General features: G+C 72.4%; 23 protein-coding genes. 8 read left to right on the forward strand and 15 right to left on the reverse strand.

From position 1 onward, the window contains the following. Positions 1 to 30 precede the first annotated feature (30 nt). The 4 genes from ACZ60J_RS35260 to ACZ60J_RS35275 all read right to left on the reverse strand — a co-directional run bounded on the left by ACZ60J_RS35260 (position 31) and on the right by ACZ60J_RS35275 (position 4114). Complete coding sequence (locus ACZ60J_RS35260) at positions 31 to 822, reverse strand: spermidine synthase (RefSeq protein ID WP_469688323.1); 792 nt, start codon at positions 820 to 822, stop codon at positions 31 to 33. A 67-nt stretch (positions 823 to 889) separates the two neighbouring features. Beyond that, entirely contained in the window at positions 890 to 1789 is a 900-nt protein-coding gene (locus tag ACZ60J_RS35265; protein WP_469688258.1) for a patatin-like phospholipase family protein, read from the reverse strand. Positions 1790 to 1886: 97 nt separating this feature from the next. Then, on the reverse strand, positions 1887 to 3080 hold the full coding sequence (tuf, locus tag ACZ60J_RS35270; RefSeq protein WP_469688259.1) for an elongation factor Tu: 1194 nt from the start codon (positions 3078 to 3080) through the stop codon (positions 1887 to 1889). Between the two features lie 308 nt (positions 3081 to 3388). Continuing rightward, positions 3389 to 4114 (reverse strand): DNA alkylation repair protein, encoded by a 726-nt coding sequence (locus ACZ60J_RS35275; protein WP_469688260.1) that lies wholly within the window; start codon positions 4112 to 4114, stop codon positions 3389 to 3391. A gap of 49 nt (positions 4115 to 4163) precedes the next feature. Here ACZ60J_RS35275 and ACZ60J_RS35280 point away from each other — a divergent pair, with 49 nt between their 5' ends. After that, positions 4164 to 4913, forward strand: coding sequence for a TVP38/TMEM64 family protein (locus ACZ60J_RS35280; RefSeq protein ID WP_469688261.1), 750 nt, complete (start codon positions 4164 to 4166; stop codon positions 4911 to 4913). 48 nt (positions 4914 to 4961) lie between these two features. Next, positions 4962 to 5840: an undecaprenyl-diphosphate phosphatase gene (locus tag ACZ60J_RS35285; RefSeq protein WP_469688262.1), complete on the forward strand. Its 879-nt coding sequence runs from the start codon at positions 4962 to 4964 to the stop codon at positions 5838 to 5840. A 100-nt stretch (positions 5841 to 5940) separates the two neighbouring features. Here the strand turns inward: ACZ60J_RS35285 and ACZ60J_RS35290 are convergent, their stop codons facing one another. Next, positions 5941 to 6192, reverse strand: a complete 252-nt coding sequence (locus ACZ60J_RS35290) for a hypothetical protein (protein WP_469688263.1) — start codon at positions 6190 to 6192, stop codon at positions 5941 to 5943. Positions 6193 to 6238: 46 nt separating this feature from the next. Beyond that, complete coding sequence (locus tag ACZ60J_RS35295) at positions 6239 to 6463, reverse strand: hypothetical protein (RefSeq protein WP_469688264.1); 225 nt, start codon at positions 6461 to 6463, stop codon at positions 6239 to 6241. Positions 6464 to 6573: 110 nt separating this feature from the next. Here ACZ60J_RS35295 and ACZ60J_RS35300 point away from each other — a divergent pair, with 110 nt between their 5' ends. The 4 genes from ACZ60J_RS35300 (at position 6574) to lnt (ending at position 9387) form a co-directional block, all read left to right on the forward strand. After that, positions 6574 to 6819: a hypothetical protein gene (locus ACZ60J_RS35300; protein ID WP_469688265.1), complete on the forward strand. Its 246-nt coding sequence runs from the start codon at positions 6574 to 6576 to the stop codon at positions 6817 to 6819. Positions 6820 to 6941: 122 nt separating this feature from the next. Then, entirely contained in the window at positions 6942 to 7118 is a 177-nt protein-coding gene (locus tag ACZ60J_RS35305; RefSeq protein ID WP_243339660.1) for a hypothetical protein, read from the forward strand. 69 nt (positions 7119 to 7187) lie between these two features. Then, positions 7188 to 7667 carry a nuclear transport factor 2 family protein gene (locus ACZ60J_RS35310; protein ID WP_382979891.1) on the forward strand — a complete coding sequence of 160 codons (480 nt, stop codon included), beginning with the start codon at positions 7188 to 7190 and terminating at the stop codon, positions 7665 to 7667. A gap of 46 nt (positions 7668 to 7713) precedes the next feature. Continuing rightward, positions 7714 to 9387 (forward strand): apolipoprotein N-acyltransferase, encoded by a 1674-nt coding sequence (lnt, locus tag ACZ60J_RS35315; protein WP_469688266.1) that lies wholly within the window; start codon positions 7714 to 7716, stop codon positions 9385 to 9387. On the opposite strand, the gene ACZ60J_RS35320 is transcribed toward lnt, so the two are convergent. Then, on the reverse strand, positions 9311 to 10216 hold the full coding sequence (locus ACZ60J_RS35320; RefSeq protein WP_469688267.1) for a Gfo/Idh/MocA family protein: 906 nt from the start codon (positions 10214 to 10216) through the stop codon (positions 9311 to 9313). The genes lnt and ACZ60J_RS35320 overlap by 77 nt on opposite strands. Before the next feature lie 82 nt (positions 10217 to 10298). Here ACZ60J_RS35320 and ACZ60J_RS35325 point away from each other — a divergent pair, with 82 nt between their 5' ends. Then, positions 10299 to 10823: a DinB family protein gene (locus ACZ60J_RS35325; RefSeq protein ID WP_469688268.1), complete on the forward strand. Its 525-nt coding sequence runs from the start codon at positions 10299 to 10301 to the stop codon at positions 10821 to 10823. Positions 10824 to 10895: 72 nt separating this feature from the next. After that, the gene (locus ACZ60J_RS35330) at positions 10896 to 11483 is read left to right on the forward strand and encodes a hypothetical protein (protein WP_469688269.1); all 588 of its coding nucleotides are present in this window, start codon (positions 10896 to 10898) and stop codon (positions 11481 to 11483) included. A 54-nt stretch (positions 11484 to 11537) separates the two neighbouring features. On the opposite strand, the gene ACZ60J_RS35335 is transcribed toward ACZ60J_RS35330, so the two are convergent. The 8 genes from ACZ60J_RS35335 to ACZ60J_RS35370 all read right to left on the reverse strand — a co-directional run bounded on the left by ACZ60J_RS35335 (position 11538) and on the right by ACZ60J_RS35370 (position 19167). Continuing rightward, positions 11538 to 12038 carry a hypothetical protein gene (locus ACZ60J_RS35335; protein ID WP_469688270.1) on the reverse strand — a complete coding sequence of 167 codons (501 nt, stop codon included), beginning with the start codon at positions 12036 to 12038 and terminating at the stop codon, positions 11538 to 11540. 93 nt (positions 12039 to 12131) lie between these two features. Continuing rightward, a complete protein-coding gene (locus tag ACZ60J_RS35340; protein WP_469688324.1) occupies positions 12132 to 12803 on the reverse strand; it encodes a uracil-DNA glycosylase in 672 nt (223 codons plus the stop codon). Between the two features lie 138 nt (positions 12804 to 12941). Beyond that, positions 12942 to 14525, reverse strand: a complete 1584-nt coding sequence (locus ACZ60J_RS35345) for an ABC transporter substrate-binding protein (RefSeq protein ID WP_469688271.1) — start codon at positions 14523 to 14525, stop codon at positions 12942 to 12944. Positions 14526 to 14677: 152 nt separating this feature from the next. After that, entirely contained in the window at positions 14678 to 15439 is a 762-nt protein-coding gene (locus ACZ60J_RS35350) for an SDR family oxidoreductase (RefSeq protein ID WP_267815894.1), read from the reverse strand. A gap of 19 nt (positions 15440 to 15458) precedes the next feature. Continuing rightward, complete coding sequence (gene fabG / locus ACZ60J_RS35355) at positions 15459 to 16220, reverse strand: 3-oxoacyl-ACP reductase FabG (RefSeq protein WP_469688272.1); 762 nt, start codon at positions 16218 to 16220, stop codon at positions 15459 to 15461. 121 nt (positions 16221 to 16341) lie between these two features. Beyond that, positions 16342 to 16725, reverse strand: a complete 384-nt coding sequence (locus tag ACZ60J_RS35360) for a DUF3037 domain-containing protein (protein ID WP_469688273.1) — start codon at positions 16723 to 16725, stop codon at positions 16342 to 16344. Then, the gene (locus ACZ60J_RS35365; RefSeq protein ID WP_469688274.1) at positions 16722 to 17561 is read right to left on the reverse strand and encodes a HipA family kinase; all 840 of its coding nucleotides are present in this window, start codon (positions 17559 to 17561) and stop codon (positions 16722 to 16724) included. The genes ACZ60J_RS35360 and ACZ60J_RS35365 overlap by 4 nt, the downstream gene beginning before the upstream one ends. Before the next feature lie 58 nt (positions 17562 to 17619). After that, on the reverse strand, positions 17620 to 19167 hold the full coding sequence (locus ACZ60J_RS35370) for a TRAFAC clade GTPase domain-containing protein (RefSeq protein ID WP_469688275.1): 1548 nt from the start codon (positions 19165 to 19167) through the stop codon (positions 17620 to 17622). Positions 19168 to 19170: the final 3 nt, after the last annotated feature.

The following is a 19170-nucleotide window of genomic DNA, read 5'->3' on the forward strand; positions in this document are numbered from 1 at the left end:
GCAGGGCCCCCGAGCCGCCGGAGGGCCCGCTCAGCCGACGCTGAACGCCCCCTCCGGCGGCTCGGGCGAGGCCACCGCATCGGCGTCGGAGACCGGCAGGGCCCCCCGCATCAGCCGCGCGAGGGCCGCCCCCGCCTCCACCCGCGCGGGGAACGCGTCCCCCGCGCACACCCGCGAAAGCTCCGCCACCGGCAGCTCCCGGTCCGAAGCGAGCAGCACCGCGTTCCCGAACCGCCGCCCCCGCAGCACCCCCGGCTCCGCGATCAGCGCCAACTCGCCGAAGGCCGCCCCGAAGTTCGCGAGCTGCCCCCGCAGAAAGGCGAACGGCGCCCCGTCGGCGAGGTTGGCCGCGTACACCCCGCCGGGCCGCAGCACCCGCGCCACCTCCCGGGCGTACTCCACCGAGGCCAGCGAAGCGGGCACCCGGGATCCGCCGAAGACGTCCCCGACCACCACGTCCGCGCTCGCGTCGGGCGCCCCGGCCAGCCAGGCCCGCGCGTCGGCGACGTGCACCGTGATGCCGCTCCCGGCCGCGACCGGCAGGAACTCCCCGACCAGCGCGACGAGCCCGCCGTCGAACTCGACCACGTCCTGCCGCGACCCCGGCCGGCCGGCCGCCGCGTACCGCGGCAGGGTCAGCGCGCCGCCGCCCAGGTGCAGCAGGTCCAGCGCGGCCCCCGGCTCGCCCACGCAGTCCAGGACGTGCGCGAGGCGGCGTACGTACTCGAACTCCAGGTGCTCCGGATCGTCGAGGTCCACGTACGACTGCGGCGCCCCGTCCACGGTGAGCAGCCAGGCCCGCTCGCGGTCGATGTCCGGCATCAGTTTGGCGGTGCCCTGGGCCACGTCCCGGATCACCGGGATCTGTTCGTCACTCACCGCACCATTGTCAGGCCCCCGGAGCCGCCCACACCTCGCGCGCCTGCTCCACGTGCTCGGCGGCCTGCTCCAGCCCTGCCCGCGCGGCGGGATCGCGGCGCGCGGGGTCCAGTACGTTGCGTCCGAAGATCTTGCGGGCCTGCGCCGACGGGGTGATCAGCAGCACCTTCGCCCCGGCCTCGCGCAGGCGCGCGGCCTGCGACGCGGGCGAGGGGATCAGCCCGGCGCCGGTGGCCATGGGCGCGAGGATCACCACGCGCCCGTAGCCGGAGGCGAGATCGGCGTTGGTCGCGGAGCGGATCCCGCCGTCGACGAACCGGCGTCCCGCGACCGTCACGGGCGGCCACACCCCGGGGACGGCGCAGCTCGCCGAGACGGCGTCGACCAGCCCGGCCTCGCTGCCGCGCTCGAAGGCGGCGAGTTCGCCGGTCAGCGCGTCCACCGCCGCGACGACGAGACGCCGCTCGGGCCAGTCGTGCGACACCAGGCGGGCTTCCAGCACCTTGCGGCGCACGCCCTCCGGCTCCGTGTCGGCGGCCAGGGCGAAGGCGCCGATCCGGCGCCGGTAGGACTTCGCGTCGCGGGAGCGCACCATCGCGACGGCGTACCGCCCGATCAGGGAAGCGCCCAGTTTCGCGGGGAGTTCCCCGCCGGGGTCGCCGAGCTGGCGCTCGTACAACTCCTGCGGGGTGAGCAGTCCTGAGGTGAGCTGCGCGCCGACGACGGAGCCGGCCGAGGTCCCGACGACGAGGTCGGCGCCGGTCAGGTCGACGCCCGCGCGGGCGAGCCCGTAGAGCATCCCGGCCTCCCAGCCGACGCCGGTCAGCCCGCCGCCTCCGAGCACCAGAGCCGTGCCCTTGTCCGCGCCGCCGCCTTCGCCCGCGCCGCCACTCGCGCTGCCGTCCTTCACGAACCGCTCCCTCCCCGCATGCCTGTGGTGACGGCAGTCTGGCGCAAGCCGACCACCGCCACCACAGGGGGTACCGCCCGGCCGCTGCCGGGCGGCTCTACCCGACCTCGGTCACCGTCCCGGCCCCGACGGTGCGTCCGCCCTCGCGGATCGCGAAGCCGAGCCCGCTCTCCAGCGGGACGTCCCGCCCGAGCTCGACGGTCATGGTGACCGTGTCGCCGGGCCGGGCCGGGTCCGCCCCGCCCAGGTCCACGTTCCCGACCACGTCGGCGGTGCGGATGTAGAACTGGGGCCGGTAGCCGGTCGCCACCGGCGTGCTGCGGCCGCCCTCGCGGGCGGACAGCAGGTACACCCGCGCCGTGAAGCGGCGCCCCGGTACGACGCTGCCGGGCGCGGCCACCACGTCCCCGCGGCGCACCGCGTCGCGGGGCACGCCGCGCAGCAGCAGCGCGACGTTGTCGCCGGCCTCGGCGGACTCCATCGGCTTCCCGAAGGTCTCCAGTCCGGTGACCACGGACTCCACGGCCGCACCCGCGCCTCCGCCTCCGCCGCCGCCGAGCAGGGCGACGCGGTCGCCCATGGCCACGGTGCCGCGCTCGACGGCGCCGGTGACGACGGTGCCGCGACCGGTGATGGTGAGGACGTTCTCCACCGGCATCAGGAACGGCGCGTCGGTGTACCGCACGGGCATGGGCACGTACGTGTCCACGGCGTCGAGCAGGGCCTCGATGGACGCGGTCCACTGCGGGTCGCCGTCCAGCGCCCCGAGCCCGGAGACCCGTACGACGGGCGCTCCGTCCCCGCCGTAGCCGTGCGCGGTGAGCAGCTCGCGGACCTCCAGCTCGACCAGGTCGGTGAGCTCGGGGTCCCCGGCGTCGGCCTTGTTCAGCGCGACGACGATGTGGTCGACGCCCACCTGCCGGGCGAGCAGCACGTGCTCGGCGGTTTGCGGCATGACCCCGTCGAGCGCGGAGACGACGAGGATCGCCCCGTCGAGCTGGGCCGCACCGGTGACCATGTTCTTGATGTAGTCGGCGTGGCCGGGCATGTCGACGTGGGCGTAGTGCCGGGTGTCGGTCTCGTACTCGACGTGGGTGAGGTTGATGGTGATGCCGCGCCGGGCCTCCTCGGGGGCCCGGTCGATGCGGTCGAACGGCACGAAGGAGGCGCCGCCGCGGTCGGCGAGGACCTTGGTGATGGCGGCGGTCAGCGTCGTCTTGCCGTGGTCGACGTGACCCATGGTGCCGATGTTGAGGTGCGGCTTGGTGCGTACGAAGGCCGTCTTGGCCATGGTGTCTTCCCGTGTGATCCGAAGCTGGAGAACGGGACCCCCGAGCGAACCGACCCTCCCCCTGTGGGGTCCGCCGGACGATCCGGGAAGGGTCAGCTTCGTGCGCCGCCGAATGCGGGTGCGAGTGCGCCCGCGGCGAGCTGTGCGGGGACGGCAGCCTTCGGCGCGTCCGCGACTGCGGACGGCGCTACGGGGAAGGCGTGCCTGGACATGCGGTCGATCCTGCCGGAGCGGGCGCGGCAGGGCCAGTGAATTACGCGGAGGGGGGCCCGACTTGGCGCGCGGGGCGCTGCTGGATCCCCGCTGTCCTACGCCCCGCCGGTGTTCTTCAGTGCCTCGCGCACCGAGAGCGGGGACAGCGACTCGCGCTCGGCGGTGACGAAGGCGCGGACGGCGGCGGGATCCGTCTTGGCGTACTCGCGCAGGCACCAGCCGATGGCCTTGCGGACGAAGAAGTCGGGGTGGCCGCTCTGGCGGCGGCAGTACGCGAAGAGCCGGTCGGTGTCGGTCGCGGACTTGTACCGGAGCTGGTGGAGCAGGGCGGTGCGGGCCACCCACAGGTTCTCGTCCCCGATCCAGTCGTCCATGACGGCGGCGAGCGCCGGGTCCGCCGCCACGAGCGGGCCGACGGTGTGCGCGGCGAGCAGGTCGACGGTGTCCCACCAGGGGTCGGTCTCGATCAGGTGCCGGACCACGGGCAGGAAGCCGGAGGAGCAGCGGGAGACGTGCCGGCGCAGGTAGTCGACGGCGAAGTAGCGGTACTCACGCTCCGGAAGCTCCCAGCAGCGCAGCGCGACGGCCGTGCAGTCCGCTTCGGACGGTTTCGGGGTGTCCTTGGTCACGGCCCGGGACAGCTCGCGGCGCAGCGGGGTGGGGATCCCCAGGAAGGGTGAGACGTCCTTCATGTACGCGGCCATGGGCGCGGCCCGGCCCGCGTCGGCCGCGCCGCCGTAGGACTTCGTGAGGCGCGCCGCCAGCAGGTCGGCGAGGTCGCTGTCCGGAACCCGCGGGCGCCTCCGGTCGTTCGACTGCATGAGGCCCAGATTACGGCGCTCGGACAGGGGGGTCGGTTAGTCTCCCGGAATGTCCCTCCTCCTCGCGCCGTGGACGCGGCTCTCGCTGCTCGTCGTGCTGCTCCTCGCGGCCGGTGTCTGCGTCGTGCTGTTCGAGCCCCAGCGCCTGCTCTCGGAGGGCTGGCCCCCGGGGCTCCCGGTGGGCGCCGCCGTCCTGCTCTTCGCCGCGGCGTACGGGGTGTGCACGGCCGCCCTGGTGCCGCGCCCGCTGCTGAACCTGGCCTCGGGGGCCCTCTTCGGCTCCCAGTTCGGCCTGGTCGCCGCGGTCGGCGGCTCGGTCGTCGGTGCGGGGATCTCCTTCGGGCTGGGCCGGATGATGGGGCGCGACGCCCTGCGTCCGCTGATCCGCGGGCGTTGGCTGCAGGCGGCCGACGACCAGCTGGCCCGGCACGGCTTCCGTTCGATGCTCGCGGTGCGGATCTTCCCTGGTCTGCCCTTCGCCGTGGCCAACTACGCCGCCGCGCTGTCCCGCTGCCGCTGGGTCCCCTTCCTCCTCGCCACCGCGATCGGCGTGGTCCCGAACACCGCCGCGTACGTGATCGCGGGGGCCAGCGCCTCCTCCCCGACCTCCCCCGCGTTCCTCGCCTCGTTCGGCTTCATCGCCCTCTCCGCGGTGGGGGCGGCGGTCGTCGCCTGGCGCAAGCGGCACCGGCTGGCGCCCGTACGGAAGCCCGAGCCGAGGCCCGAGCGGCCCGTGTCCGCACGGGAACTGACGGCCGTACACCCCCCTGTGGTCACGGCCGCACCTCACGGGCCCTAGCATCGGACGCGAACTGCCCGACGATCACAAGGACGAGCGCACCCCGACATGAGCTGGTTCGAATCCCTAATCCTCGGTCTCGTCCAGGGGCTTACGGAGTTCCTCCCGATCTCCTCCAGCGCCCACCTGCGGCTGACCGCGGCGTTCGCCGGCTGGCACGATCCGGGAGCGGCCTTCACCGCCATCACGCAGATCGGCACCGAAGCCGCCGTACTGATCTACTTCCGCAAGGACATCGCGAAGATCATCTCCACGTGGTTCCGCTCGCTGTACACCAAGGCGCTGCGCTCCGAGCAGGAAGCCAAGATGGGCTGGCTGGTGATCGTCGGCTCGATCCCGATCGGTGTCCTCGGCCTCGCCTTCAAGGACCAGATCGAGGGCCCGTTCCGCGATCTGCGACTGATCGCCACCACCCTCATCGTGATGGGCGTCGTGCTCGGCATCGCCGACCGGCTGGCCGCGCGCGACGAGGAGGGCGGCCGGCACCGCGCCATCCGTGAGCGCAAGACCCTGAAGGAACTGGGCGTCAAGGACGGCCTCATCTTCGGTCTCTGCCAGGCGATGGCCCTGATCCCCGGTGTGTCCCGGTCCGGTGCCACCATCTCCGGCGGTCTGCTGCTCGGCTTCACCCGCGAGGCGGCCGCCCGCTACTCCTTCCTCCTCGCCATCCCGGCCGTACTGGCCTCGGGCCTGTTCGAGATCAAGGACGTGATCGAGGACCCGGGGCACATCGCCTGGGGGCAGACCATCTTCGCGACGGTCATCGCCTTCGTCGTCGGCTACGTGGTCATCGCCTGGTTCATGAAGTTCATCTCCAGCAAGAGCTTCATGCCGTTCGTGATCTACCGGATCCTGCTCGGCATCCTGCTGTTCGCCCTGGTCGGCATGGGTGTGCTCAGCCCCCACGCGGGTGAATCCGGCGGCTGACAGGGCGGTGGGATACCCCCCACCACGACGTACCGGGACGACAACACGCTGCCCTGCACCCCGATCGGGGTGCAGGGCAGCGTGGTCGGTCGTCGTGCTCTCAGGACTCCCGTGTGCCCTGCTCGGCCCGCGCCTGATCGATCAGCTCCTGGTACGGGACGCCGTCACCGGCGTCGTCCGTCCCGGTGGAACGGTCGAGCAGGCTGACGGACCAGGGAACGGGGCACGGCGGCGCGTGCTCGGGCTCCGGGCACAGCAGCCGCGTGATGCGCTCCTTGATTTCCTCTGCCTGTGCGGGGGTGGCATACAGGCCGAGGCGGATCTCGTGGACGCGTGGGGTCTCGGATGTCATCGGGTCGCTCTCTTCCCGGTGGGCGACGGGCGCGACTCTGGTGGTCCTACCAGATGCGCTTGGTGTCGCAGTGGCGCTTGTAGTGACCGGACGGGACGGGGATGTTGCGGGCCGCGTCCGTGACGGCCGCCTGCTCGGTGTTGCCCTGTCCGTCGGCCCGGTCGTATCCAACGACATTGTTGTCGCTGATGCGCACGATCTGGCACTGGACAGTGGCGTGCCAGAGCTTCTGTATGCCGAACTTCGCCTGCGAGGCCTGGGACACGGACACCGTGGCAGGGGAGTCTCTTCGGCACGTGCTACCACACGACTCTCGCGGCCGCACTCGCCGCGGCGGTGACCCTGCGCTCCGTCCCACCCGGGCCGGACCCCGGAGTCCCGATGCCCCGCGCGAACCGTACGGAGATGCTCGCCTGGGCCGACGAGGTCCGCACGCGCCCCGCAGCTCGTGACGCGTGGCGCGACCAGCTCGACCCCCTCCTGGTGATCGCCGTGCAGGATGCCGACCCGATGTTCCTGGACGCGATCCTGCACGCCGCCGAACACCTCGGGTTGCAGACCGCGCCCCTGCCCCGTTCGGCAACCGCGCTGCGCCTCGCCGTCGCTCGGGACCGCCCCGAACCGTGACCGCCGTACGAACGGCCCGCTCACCGGTTCGCGTGAATCGGAGGCCGCCCGGGAACGTTGCCGGGCGGCCTCCGCGTCGTTGTGGAGGGAGAGACCTGAAGACGAGCAGCAGGGGGTGTCCCATGGGTCGAGTGGTGTTGGAGCGGTTTCCGGCCGGAAGTCCGAGGGGGAGTTGGCCGGCCGAGGAGTACGCGGCGCAGCGGATGCGCGAGGGCGTGCCCGCGGAGGTGGTCATGGATCTGGCGAGCGACGCCTACCTCGTGGTGGTCCGTCCCCGGGAGGCGCGTTCCGGTCACTGATCCGGCGTCCGGACATCCGGGCCGCGCACGCCCCTTGGCCTTCGCGGCCCGCGCCCCCACACTGACCCGATGACGCAGCGTGTGGACCTTGCGGGCGTGATGGACCGACTGGCGATCGACGAGCTGGTCACGGGATACGCCATCGCCGTGGACGACGGTGACTGGGACGCCTACCGCGCCCTGTTCGCTCCGGGCGGGCGGGCCGACTACGCCTCGGCCGGCGGGATCGAGGGCCCGGCCGGGGAGGTAGCGGACTGGCTCGCGGAGACGATGAAGCTGTTCCCGGTGCGCCAGCACCTGATCGTGAACCGGCTGATACGGATCGCGGACCCGGGCGGCTCCCCCGGTGACACGGCGGAAGTCCGGGCCGACTTCCTCAATCCCATGCGGCTCGCCGGGGAGGAGCCCGACGACGGCGGGCCCCCCGTGACCGCGCCCAACTTCGTCGCGGCGGGCCGCTACACCTTCGCCGTCACCCGTACCGCCCGGTCCGGCTGGCGGCTCTCGCGGGTCACCGTCCACGAGAAGTGGCGGCACATGTCGTTCTGATGGTCCGACGGCCAGCGCAGTTCCACACTGGAAGCGGAGGCCCTTCATGACGCTCGTGGTCCCGGCGTTCCCGAAGCGGGTTCCGGGGTGGCGCGCGGCGGCGGCGGTCACCTCGGGGGCCCTGCCCTGCCTCGCCTTCCCCGCCCCCGCGCTGTGGTGGTTCGCCTACGTGGCCCTGGTGCCCTGGATCCTGCTGCTGAGGTCGGCTCCCACCGGCCGGCGCGCCGCCCTGGAGGGCTGGCTCGGCGGCGCCGGCTTCGTCTTCGCCGTCCACCACTGGCTGTTGCCCAGCCTGCACGTGTTCCTGTTCGTGCTGGCGGCGCTGCTGGGCCTGCTCTGGATCCCCTGGGCCCTGCTGGTACGGGAGTTGCTGGGCGGACGGCCCGGCGGGGCCCGGGCGGGCGCCGCGCTGCTCCTCGTGCCCGCGGGCTGGCTGCTGTCGGAGCTGGCCCGGTCCTGGCAGGGGCTGGGCGGGCCGTGGGGGCTGCTCGGCGCCAGTCAGTGGCAGGTGGCGCCCGCGCTGCGGCTGGCTTCGGTGGGCGGGGTCTGGCTGGTCGGCCTGCTGGTCGTGGCGGTGAACTGTGCGGTGGCACTGCTGCTCACGGCGCCGGGGGCGCGGGTTCCGGCGCTGGCCGGGGTGACGGGCTGCGCGGTACTGACCGGGGTGGTGTGGCTGTGGGCGCCCCGCCCGGAGGTCTCCGGGGTGCTGCGCGTGGCCCTCGTACAGCCGGGTCCGGTCGAGGACGGTCCGGACAGCGCGGAGCGGCGGTTCGCCGTCGGGGAGCAGCTGACCGCAGCCCTGGCCGGGCCCTCGGCCGGGCCGCGCCCCGACCTCGTGGTGTGGGGCGAGAGCAGTGTCGGCGAGGACCTGACGGCCCGCCCGGACCTGTCCCGGCGGCTCGCCGCCCTGTCGGCGCGGGTGGGGGCTCCGCTGCTGGTCAACGTGGACGCGCGGGCCGCGGACCGGCCGGGGATCCGCAAATCGGCGGTGCTCGTCGGTCCCGCGGGCCCGACCGGTGACCGGTACGACAAGATGCGCCTGGTCCCCTTCGGGGAGTACGTGCCGGCCCGCGAGCTGCTGGGCTGGGCCACCTCGGTCGGCAAGGCGGCGGACGAGAACCGGGTTCCGGGCGACGCACCGGTCCTGATGGACCTGCCCGGGCGGCCGGGCGTCCGGCTCGGGCCGCTGGTCTGCTTCGAGTCGGCGTTCCCCGACATGAGCCGGCGCCTGGTCCGCGACGGGGCCGCCGTGCTGATCGACCAGTCGGCCACGTCCACCTTCCAGGACGGCTGGGCCCCGGCCCAGCACGCCTCGCTGTCCGCGCTGCGGGCTGCGGAGACCGGGCGGCCCGAGGTGCATGCCGCCCTGACCGGGGTCAGTGCGGTGCACGGGCCGTCCGGCGAGCGGATCGGTTCCGAGCTGTCCACCTCGGCGCGGACGGCGCGGGTGTACGAGGTCCCGCTCGCCCGGGGCACGACCCTCTACGTCCGCTTCGGGGACTGGGCGGTGGGCGCGGCGCTGGCCGCCCTGGCCGCGTACTGCACGGTCGCGGGCGCCCGCTCCGTACGGCTCCGGCGGCCCCTGGGGCAGCCCCTCGGGGCGCCGGCCGGGGATCCGGCCGGGGCGCCCCCGGGGGAGTCGCTCAGGACGCCTGCTCCAGGGCCGAGCGCACGACCCGCTCGCACAGTTCGTGGGTCAGCAGCGCGTCGCGCGCGCTGAGGGTCGTACCGGCGGCGACGGCTTCCAGGAAGGAGTCGACGACCTGCTCGATGCCGCGCTGGCGGGCCACCGACACCCAGTCGCCGCGCCGCCGCACGGTGGGCTGGCCCTTGTGGTCGATGACCTCCGCGAGGTTGACGACCTGGCGCTTGGTGTCCTGCCCGGAGACCTCCAGCACCTCCTCCGTGGAACCGGAGAGCCGGTTCATGATGCCGAGCGCGGTGAAGCCCGTACCCGACAGCTGGAGCACCACCTGGCTCATCAGGCCCTCCCGCACCACGGCCCGTACGTCGACCTGGTCGGCCTCTCCGGGCAGCAGGAAGCGCAGCGTGTCGACGACGTGGATGAAATCGTCCAGGACGAAGGTCCGCACGTCCTCGGGCAGGCCGACCCGGTTCTTCTGCATGACGATCAGCTCGCGCGCGTGGTCGGCGCACTGCGCGTAGCCGGGCGCGTGGCGGCGGTTGAAGCCGACGGCGAGGGAGACCCCGCGCTCCTCGGCCAGTTCGACCAGGCGGCGCGATTCCGCGAGCTCGTAGGCGATCGGCTTGTCCACGTAGGTCGGGACGCCCGCTTCCAGCAGCCGTTCCACGATCTCGGGGTGGACGGCGGTCGGGGCGTGCACGAAGGCCGCGTCGAGCTTCTGCGCGAGGAGCGAGTCGAGGTCGGTGTGCAGGCGTTCGGCGGGGACGCGGTGCTGGGCTCCGACCCGTTCGAGGGTGGCCGGGGTCCGGGTCTGCAGGTGCAGTTCGAGCCCCGGGCGAGTGGTCAGGACGGGCAGGTACGCCTTCTGCGCGATGTCGCCGAGTCCGATACAGCCGACCTTCACCGGGACCTCCAGGTTCGTTCCTTGTGGGAGTACGCAGCCTAATCGGTGGTGACCAAGGACGTGTTCGACCAGGATGGCACGCATGACGATCAGCGACGGATCCCACCGTTCCGAACCCTCCACCACGGCCGGCGAGCGCGAGATGCTCGACGGCTGGCTCGACTACCACCGCTCCACCCTGGCCTGGAAGTGCGAGGGACTCTCCGAGGCGCAGCTGCGCTCCACCCCGCTGCTTCCGTCGGAGCTGAGCCTGCTGGGGCTGGTGCGCCACATGGCGGAGGTGGAGCGGTACTGGTTCCGGGAGATCATGCTGGCCGCGGACCTGCCCGAGCTGTACTGCACCAGCGAGGACCGGGACGGGGACTTCCACTTCACCGAGGAGGACACCTGGGCCGAGGCCGAGCAGACGTGGCGCAACGAGATCGAGCAGGCCCGGAAGGCCGCGGCCGGCCGGTCCCTGGACCTGGCCTCCAAGGCCGAGAGCCACCACCGGGGCGAGGTGTTCAGCCTGCGCTGGGTCTACAACCACATGATCGAGGAGTACGCGCGCCACAACGGCCACGCCGACCTGCTGCGGGAGCACCTCGACGGCGCCACGGGCGAGTAGCCGTCACCCGTGCGGGGTGAATATCGGCTCCGGGTTTTCGCAACGGGGTCTTCGCACAGCAGAGTTGTGTGAGTGCATCCAACCCGAACCACGACAAAACTGCTGCTCGGCGTCGCCTGTGCGGTCTCGGCCGTTTCTGGCTGCGTGAACGTGACCCCGCCCCCCGTCCAGCCGGCGCCCGCCCCCGGCACCCCGGGCGCGCCGCCCCGGCACGAGCCGCGCGGCGGGCCGGGGGCCGCGCCGGTGGTCGTCCGGGCACCCGCCCTGGAGGCGCTGGAGGCCGTGGAGGCGCTGCCGGGCCGGCCTGCCGGGCCGGCGCCCTCCACGTCCGGCCGGGCCGCCGTCCCGCGGGCCGGGGAGCCCGCCGCGGAGGCGGCCGGGAACGGGCGGTCCGCAGGCCGCGGAGCCCCGGCGGCCGCTGCGCCGGTCCCGGACATCCCGGAGCCCCGGCAGCACGGCGGGCAGCGGGACCGCGCCGACGGGGGTCCCGGCGGGCAGCACCCCGGGCGGCCCGGGTCCGAGGGCGCCGAGGTGCCGCGGGAGCTGGTGCAGGAGCTGCCGGTGCGGCCGGCCGATGTGTGCGCACTGGGCCGACGGCACGGGCGCTGGCATCCGGACAGCCCGGAGGCCCGTATCTGCGCGGGCGTCCAGGGCGGCTGACGGCCCGGCTCCGGTTCGCGGCCCGACTTCCCCGGGTCCGCTCCCCCGGCTCCGCTACTGGTTCTGCTCCGGGAACGGCCGGGGCTGCTCCCCCGGCTCCTCCGCGAGCCGGCGCTCCAGCCGGGCGATGGCGGCCCGTACGCCGTTCCCGTACCCGTCGTCGGCCAGGGCCCCGGTCGCGGCGCGGGCCCGCGCCAGGTGGATCCTGGCCGCCTCGGGGCGTCGTAGCTTCACGTAGTCGGCGGCCAGGCTCAGGTGCAGCGACGGGTAGAAGACCCGTACGGCCGAGGGCGGGCCGGGGCCGTCGGAGTCGGTGTGCGCGGCGGCCAGGGCCCGCAGGTCCCAGGCCAGCTCCTCGGCGGGGTCGTCCTGCGCGTCGGCGAGGTAGTGGGCGAGCGTGCAGCGGTGCAGGGAGTCGCCCTCCGCGCCGATCTCGGCCCAGATCTCGCCGAGCCGGTTGCGGGCCTCCTCGCGGTCGCCGACGTGCAGCAGGATGGCCGCCTGGCCGATCCTGGTCATGACGGCGTCCTCCGACGCCTCCTGCTGCTCCGTCAACGCGGCCTCCGGCTCGTTCCCGTCAGACCTGCTCCGGTCCGATCATCAAGACGCTAGCCGGAGGCACCTGCAATGCCGCCGAGGCGCGGTCGGTCAGCGGCCCAGGTCCGGGATCCGCCAGTCGATCGGCGCATGGCCCTGGGCGGCGACGGCCTCGTTGATCTGGGTGAAGGGCCGGGAGCCGAAGAACTTCTTGGCCGACAGCGGCGAGGGGTGGGCGCCCTTGACGACCGCGTGCCGCTCCTCGTCGATCAGCGGGAGCTTCTTCTGCGCGTACGCCCCCCAGAGGACGAAGACGGCCGGGTCGGGGCGTGCGGCCACCGCGCGGATCACCGCGTCGGTGAACTTCTCCCAGCCCTTGCCCTTGTGCGAGTTGGGCTCGGCCTCGCGGACGGTGAGGACCGCGTTGAGCAGCAGGACGCCCTGCTCGGCCCACGGCATCAGGTAGCCGTTGTCCGGAACGGGCGTGCCCAGCTCGGCCTGCATCTCCTTGTAGATGTTGCGCAGCGAGGGCGGGGTCTTCACGCCGGGCTGCACGGAGAAGCACAGGCCGTGGCCCTGGCCCGCGCCGTGGTACGGGTCCTGACCGAGGACCAGCACCTTCACCTCGTCGAACGCAGTGGCCTCCAGGGCCGCGAAGACCTGCTCGCGGGGCGGGTAGACCGGCCCGTTCGCCCGCTCCTTCTCGACGAACTCGGTGAGTTCTTTGAAGTAGGGCTGGTCCAGCTCCCCGCCGAGGACGGGGAGCCAGGACTCGGGCAGCATCTGGGTCACGGCGAAAACCTCCGGTACACGTTGTTCGAGACGACTGGTCCAGAACTTACCGGGGGCCACTGACAACCGGGCGCCCGCCCGCCCCGCCCGGGTGGGCGGCGCGGGCGGGCGCGGCGGCGTACGGGCCTGCTACCAGCTGGTCTTGCGGTACAGCTCCCACACCTGCATGACGGTCTGCGGGTCGAGCGCCCGCTCGGCGCCGGCGATGTCGTCGCGGGCGGCGACGTACAGCTTGCCCTGCCACAGGGGCAGCAGCCGGACGTCGTCGGCGAAGATCTGCTGGGCCTTCTCGAACTCGTGGATGCCGGCCGACCGGTCGCTCTCGCGGCGGGACTTGGGCAGGATCACCTTCAGGATCTCGTCGGACTCGTACGGGGTGCCGACCGCGTTCTCCTTGCCGACGAACGGCGCGATGAAGTTGTCCGGGTCCGGGAAGTCGGGGAACCAGCCGCGGCCGAAGACCGGGTACTCGCCCTTCTTGTAGCCCTCCTGGAAGGTCTTCCAGGGCTGACCGCGCAGGGTGATCTTGAAGAGCCCGCTCTCGTCGAGCTGGCGCTTGAGCTCGGTGAACTCGTCCGCGGTGGAGGCGCCGTAGCGGTCGGTGGTGTACCAGAAGGTCAGGTTCACCGGCGTGGGGATCCCGGCGTCCTTCAGGGCCTTCTTGGCCTTGGCCACGTCCGGCTGGCCGTAGGAGTCGTAGAACGGCGTCTTGTGGCCGACGACCCCCTTGGGGACCATCGAGTAGAGCGGCTCGGCGGTGCCCTGGTAGACCTTCGAGACGAGCGCCCCGCGGTCGACGATCTGCGCGATCGCCTGCCGCACCTCGACCTTCGCGACCTGCGGGTCCGTGGGGTTGAAGATCAGGTAGCGGATCTCCGAGCCGACGTTCTCGACGACCTGGACGCCCGCGTCGTGCGAGGCGGGGGACTGGAGGTCCTTGACCTCGTCGGCGGAGAGGCCGCGGTAGGTCGCGTCGATCTCCTTGCCCTTGAGGGCCGCGATCATCTTCTTGGAGTCCGCGAAGTAACGGATGGTGACCCCGCCGTTGCGGCGGTTCGCGAAGCCGTTGTAGCTCCCGTTGCGGTTCAGGACCGCCTCGCCGGCCTCCTTGTACGACTCCAGGGTGTACGGGCCGGAGCCGGTCACCTTGTCGCCCTGGCGCAGCTTGTCGGCCGGGTACTGCTTCGGCGAGACGAGCGAGGCGGCCGGGGAGCCGAGCACGAAGGGGAAGGTGGCGTCCGGGGTGTTCAGGTGGAAGACCACCGTCTGCGCGTCCGGGGTCTCGATCTTGTCCAGGCTGCCGAAGAGGGCCTTGGGGCCGGACGGGGCGTTGATGGTCCTGATCCGGTCCAGGGAGTGCTTGACGGCCTTGGCGTCGAGCGGCTCGCCGTCGGAGAACTTCAGGCCCTTGCGCACGGTGCAGCGGTACGACTCGTTCCCGGAGTCGGTGAACTCGCAGTTCGAGGCCGCGTCCGGCTGGGGCTTGGTGGCACCCGTGGGGAAGGCCAGCAGGGTCTGGTAGACGTTCCGGTAGAGCTCCCAGGAGCCGTCCCAGGCCGCGGCGGGATCGAGGGTCGTGGGTGCGCTCGTCGTTCCGACGACAATCCGCTGTTCTCCATTGCCGCCGTCGTCCGAGAACAGGCCGCATCCTGAGAGCAGGGATATGGACGCAAGGGCCGCAGTGATCTGCAGGCATCTGGTCCGGTTGAACACGTGCACGCTCCTCGATCAGCCAGGGGTGCGGCAGACCCTACCGCAGAGCATCACGAATCCAATGGATAGGTTTCGTGCGGCACTTGACCGATTACGTGCCTATTCGGTACGCATTTGCCTCCCCTTAGGAGGCAAATGCGTCCGATTATCGGTCAATGCACTCCGGCATTGAGGAACATTCCCCCGTCGACGACGAGAGTTTGTCCCGTGATCCATTCCGCTTGTGCAGATGTAAGAAAGGCCGCGGCCCCTCCGATGTCCTCCGGGACCCCCAGCCGGCCCAGCGGATAGGCCGCCGCGGCCTCCTGCTCGCGGCCCTCGTAGAGCGCCTGCGCGAACTTGGTCTTGACCACCGCGGGCGCGATCGCGTTGACCCGGACCCCCGGCGCCATCTCGTGGGCGAGCTGCAGCGTCAGGTTGACCATGGCCGCCTTGCTCATCCCGTACGCCCCGATGAAGGGCGAGGCGGAGACTCCGGCGATCGAGGCGATGTTGACGATCGCCCCGCCGTTCTCCTTCTGCCAGGCGTGCCAGGTCCGCTGGGCGAAGCCGAGCGCCGAGATCACGTTGGTCTCGAAGACCTTGCGGGCGACCCCGAGGTCCAGGTCGGCGATCGGTCCGAAGACCGGGTTGGTCCCCGCGTTGTTGATCAGGAAGTCGACGCGGCCGAAGGCCTCCATCGTGCGTTCCACGGCAACGGCCTGGTGGGCCTCGTCGTGCGCCTTGCCCGCGACCGCGATCACGCGGTCCGCGCCGAGCCGCTCGACGGCCTCCTTGAGGGCCTCCTCGTTCCGGCCGGTGATGCAGAGCCGGTCACCGCGCGCCACCAGGGCCTCGGCGATGCCGTAGCCGATGCCCCGGCTCGCACCGGTGATCAGCGCTACCTTGCCGCTGTCCGTTCCGTCGTACGTCATAGCGTGCGCCTGCCTCTCGTCAGCTGAGCGGGCCGCCGGCCACGTACATGACCTGGCCGGAAACGAAGCCGGCGTCCTCGCCGGTGAAGAAGGCGATGGCGTTCGCCACGTCGTCCGGGCGCCCGACGCGCTGCACCGGGATCTGGGTGGCGGCCGCGGCCTGGAAGTCCTCGAAGTCCATGCCGACCCGGGCGGCCGTGTGGGCGGTCATCTCGGTGACGATGAAACCGGGGGCGACGGCGTTCGCGGTGATGCCGAACTTGCCGAGCTCGATGGCCAGGGTCTTGGTGAAGCCCTGCAGGCCGGCCTTGGCCGCCGAGTAGTTGGCCTGGCCGCGGTTGCCGAGCGCCGAGCTGCTGGACAGGCTCACGATGCGGCCGAACTTGGCCGCCACCATGTGCTTCTGACAGGCCTTCGACATCAGGAACGCACCGCGCAGGTGCACGTTCATGACGGTGTCCCAGTCGGTGTCGCTCATCTTGAAGAGCAGGTTGTCGCGCAGCACGCCCGCGTTGTTGACGAGGACGGTCGGGGCGCCGAGCAGGGTCACCACGCGCTCGACAGCCGCCTCCACCTGCGCGCTGTCGGAGACGTCGCAGCCGATCGCCACGGCCGTGCCGCCGGCCGCCGTGATCGTCTCGACGGTGTCCTTGCAGGCCGCCTCGTCCAGGTCGAGGACGGCGACCGCCCGGCCTTCGGCGGCCAGGCGTACGGCAGTGGCGGCGCCGATGCCCCGGGCCGCCCCGGTCACGATCGCGACGCGCTGCTCGGTGGTGGACATGCTGGATCTCCTCGCCCTCGGAAAAGCGGCCCCTCAGGGGTGAGCAACCGCTTAGTAGCTTCAGCTGAGGAGACGCTAGGAGCCCTGGCACTCCGTGTCAACGGGGAGCAGATCCAGCCGACTACCGGACCAGCAGGTCCAGCAGCCGCTCCACCTCGGCGGCGGGGTCGGCCGTCAGGCCGGTGTGCACCGGGCCCGGCTGCACGACGGTGCTCCGCGGGGCGATCAGCCACCGGAACCGGCGCCCGGCGTCGTCGCCCGCCGCCTGCCCGGCGGAATCGCCGCCCGTGCACACTCCCTCGACCCCGCGCAGGGCGGCCCGCACCCCGGCCACGTCGGCCTTCGGGTCCAGGGCGAGGAGCTTGGCCTCGTCGAGGTGGGTGCGCGCGGCCACGTACCCGTGCGCCCGGCAGTAGACGATCACGCCGGCGTTGAAGCACTCGCCGCGCTCCATGCGGGGCACCACACGCACCACCGCGTACTCGAACACGTCCCGCTTGATCACTCGCTGTCGCTCTTCATCTTCCGGGGACGGGGGTCGAGGCGGTCGGCGAGCCAGCCGGGCGGACCCGACCGGACCTTCACCTCGGCCTCCATCGTGATCCTCTCGTGGATCGTGGCCGCGCGCGGCAGCAGGGCCTCCACGTAGGCGCGGCGCAGCGCGTCGGTGGAGTCGAAGCCCGGCTCGTCGACCAGCCACTCGTCGGGCACGTCCGCCGCGACCTCGGTGAGCAGCTCCTCGGTGACCAGCGGGGCGAGCGCGGCCGCCGCCGCGGCGATGTCCGGGCCGACCGGGGCCAGTACGTGGTCGGAGGCGTTGTACGGCTTGGCGGCGGCGCTCTCGGCGGTGGGCCAGTTGTGGTGCCAGATCATGGTGGCGCCGTGGTCGATGAGCCAGAGGTCCCCGTGCCAGACCAGCATGTTCGGATTGCGCCAGGACCGGTCGACGTTGTTGATCAGCGCGTCGAACCAGACCACGCGCCCCGCCTCGACCGGGTCCACCTGGTAGGCGAGCGGGTCGAAGCCGATGGAGCCCGGGAGGTAGTCCATCCCGAGGTTCAGCCCGCCGCTGGCCTTGAGCAGTTCCTGGACCTCCTGGTCGGGCTCGCCGAGCCCGATGACCGGGTCGAGCTGCATCTGCACCAGCCTGGGCACGCGCAGCCCCAGCCGCTGGGCCAGGCGGCCGCAGATGACCTCGGCGACCAGGGTCTTGCGCCCCTGGCCGGCGCCGGTGAACTTCATGACGTACGTGCCGAGATCGTCGGCTTCCACGATTCCGGGGAGCGAGCCGCCCTCCCGCAGAGGCGTGACGTAACGGGTCGCGATCACTTCTGTGAGCATTTCCCCAGGCTAACCGGCCGCCCGGCCATGCATCCAAGGCATATCCGCTCACCCCCGCTCACCCCTGCAGGCACCATTCGGTGAACCCCTCGATGCTGTCGTCCACGCGCGCGTCCTCGTCCGCCACGGCGGCCGTGCGGAAGAACCGGACCTCCTGGAAGTGCAGCTCCATGGCGCTGACGAGGCTCCGCAGACGCAGCACCTCGCAGAGCCAGGTCCGCGCCTCGCTGCCGTCGAGGCCGGCCGGTACCAGGCCGTGCTCGGCGAGCAGGTCCGTCTTGCTGATCGCGACCGCCAGGCGGGCGCGCTTCAGCGGGGCGCCCATCGCGGCCACCGCCTGGACCGACCGGGCGAAGACCTCCTCGGGATCGACCGTGGAGCCGAGGGTGCGGTCCAGCCGGGTTCCCGCCGCCGGGTCCGCCGCGGCCCAGAACTCCTTCACCGCCATCGGGTCGAGGACGAAGACGAAGGTGCGCGCGGCCCGCGCGTAGCGCAGGGCGTCCGTCTCCTCGCGGTCGACGAACCGCTCGCCGGCCGTGTCGAAGAGGTGCACCAGCCGCTGGGAGCGGCCGCCGCCGAGGACGAACGAGTGCGCCCGGGGCAGGGCCTTCTGGGTGGCGCGCGTGTTTCCGCGCATCCGCAGCACCTCGCGCAGCACCTGGTAGTTGGCCTCCGACTCCTCGTCGGCGAGGGTGAGCGCCGCCCCGCCGTTCGCAGCCGCGCGCTCCAGGGACAGCAGCATGGCCGCCATCAGCTGCGTCTTGCCCGCCGCCCGTCCGCCGATCAGCGGTATCACCACCTCGGGCATGTGGCCGGCGTCCGTGTTCATCGGCTTTCCGCAGGAGGGGTGGACGCAGTACGCCCGGAGCCGCGCGTCCCGGCTCATCAGCATCAGCAGGGTCGGCATGCGCTGTCCGCACTGGCAGCGCCGCCGGAAGATGCCGTACGTGCCGGGGCGGATGTCCGCGTGCCGGCGCCGGCAGGTGGGGCGCGGGCATTCGTACGCGGGATAGGGGACGCGTTCGAAGCAGTGCGGGCACAGCATGCCCGTGCGGAGGTGCTTCACCCACAGCACCGCCCGGTCGACGGCCCGCAGCGCGCCGGCGAGGAGTCTGGCCCCGCCCGCCAGCAGGGCCAGCACGGACGCGTGCAGGGCCATCAGCAGGGCGACCGGCGGCAGGGCGGCCACCAGGCCCGTGCAGAGTCCGAGGTAGAGCGCCAGCCCGTACGGGACGGTGAAGGCCCGGTTGCGCGCCGGAGCGGTGAACTGCCGCGTGGTCACGGCCCTGAAGGAGTCGCGGACCGTGGTGGCGTACGACCGGCGCTCCAGCACGAGGATCTGGCGCAGGTCGCGGGAGGCCGGTCCGAAGAAGTAGTTGCGGTACGCCTTCACCTGCTCGTCCTGCGGACGGTACGGGGCGATCGTCCGGAACTCGGGGGTGCGCCGGTGCACGACGCCGACCACCGTGCGTCCGTACCCGGCGAGCACCTGCATCACCAGGGCGAGGCCCCGCAGGGCGGCGATGACCGGGACGAAGGGCAGGAACAGCCCGAGCCCGACGAGGTAGAAGACCGGGACGAGGACGAAGGTGATGATCTCATCCATGGC

This window comes from Streptomyces sp. NPDC104226, assembly GCF_055584085.1.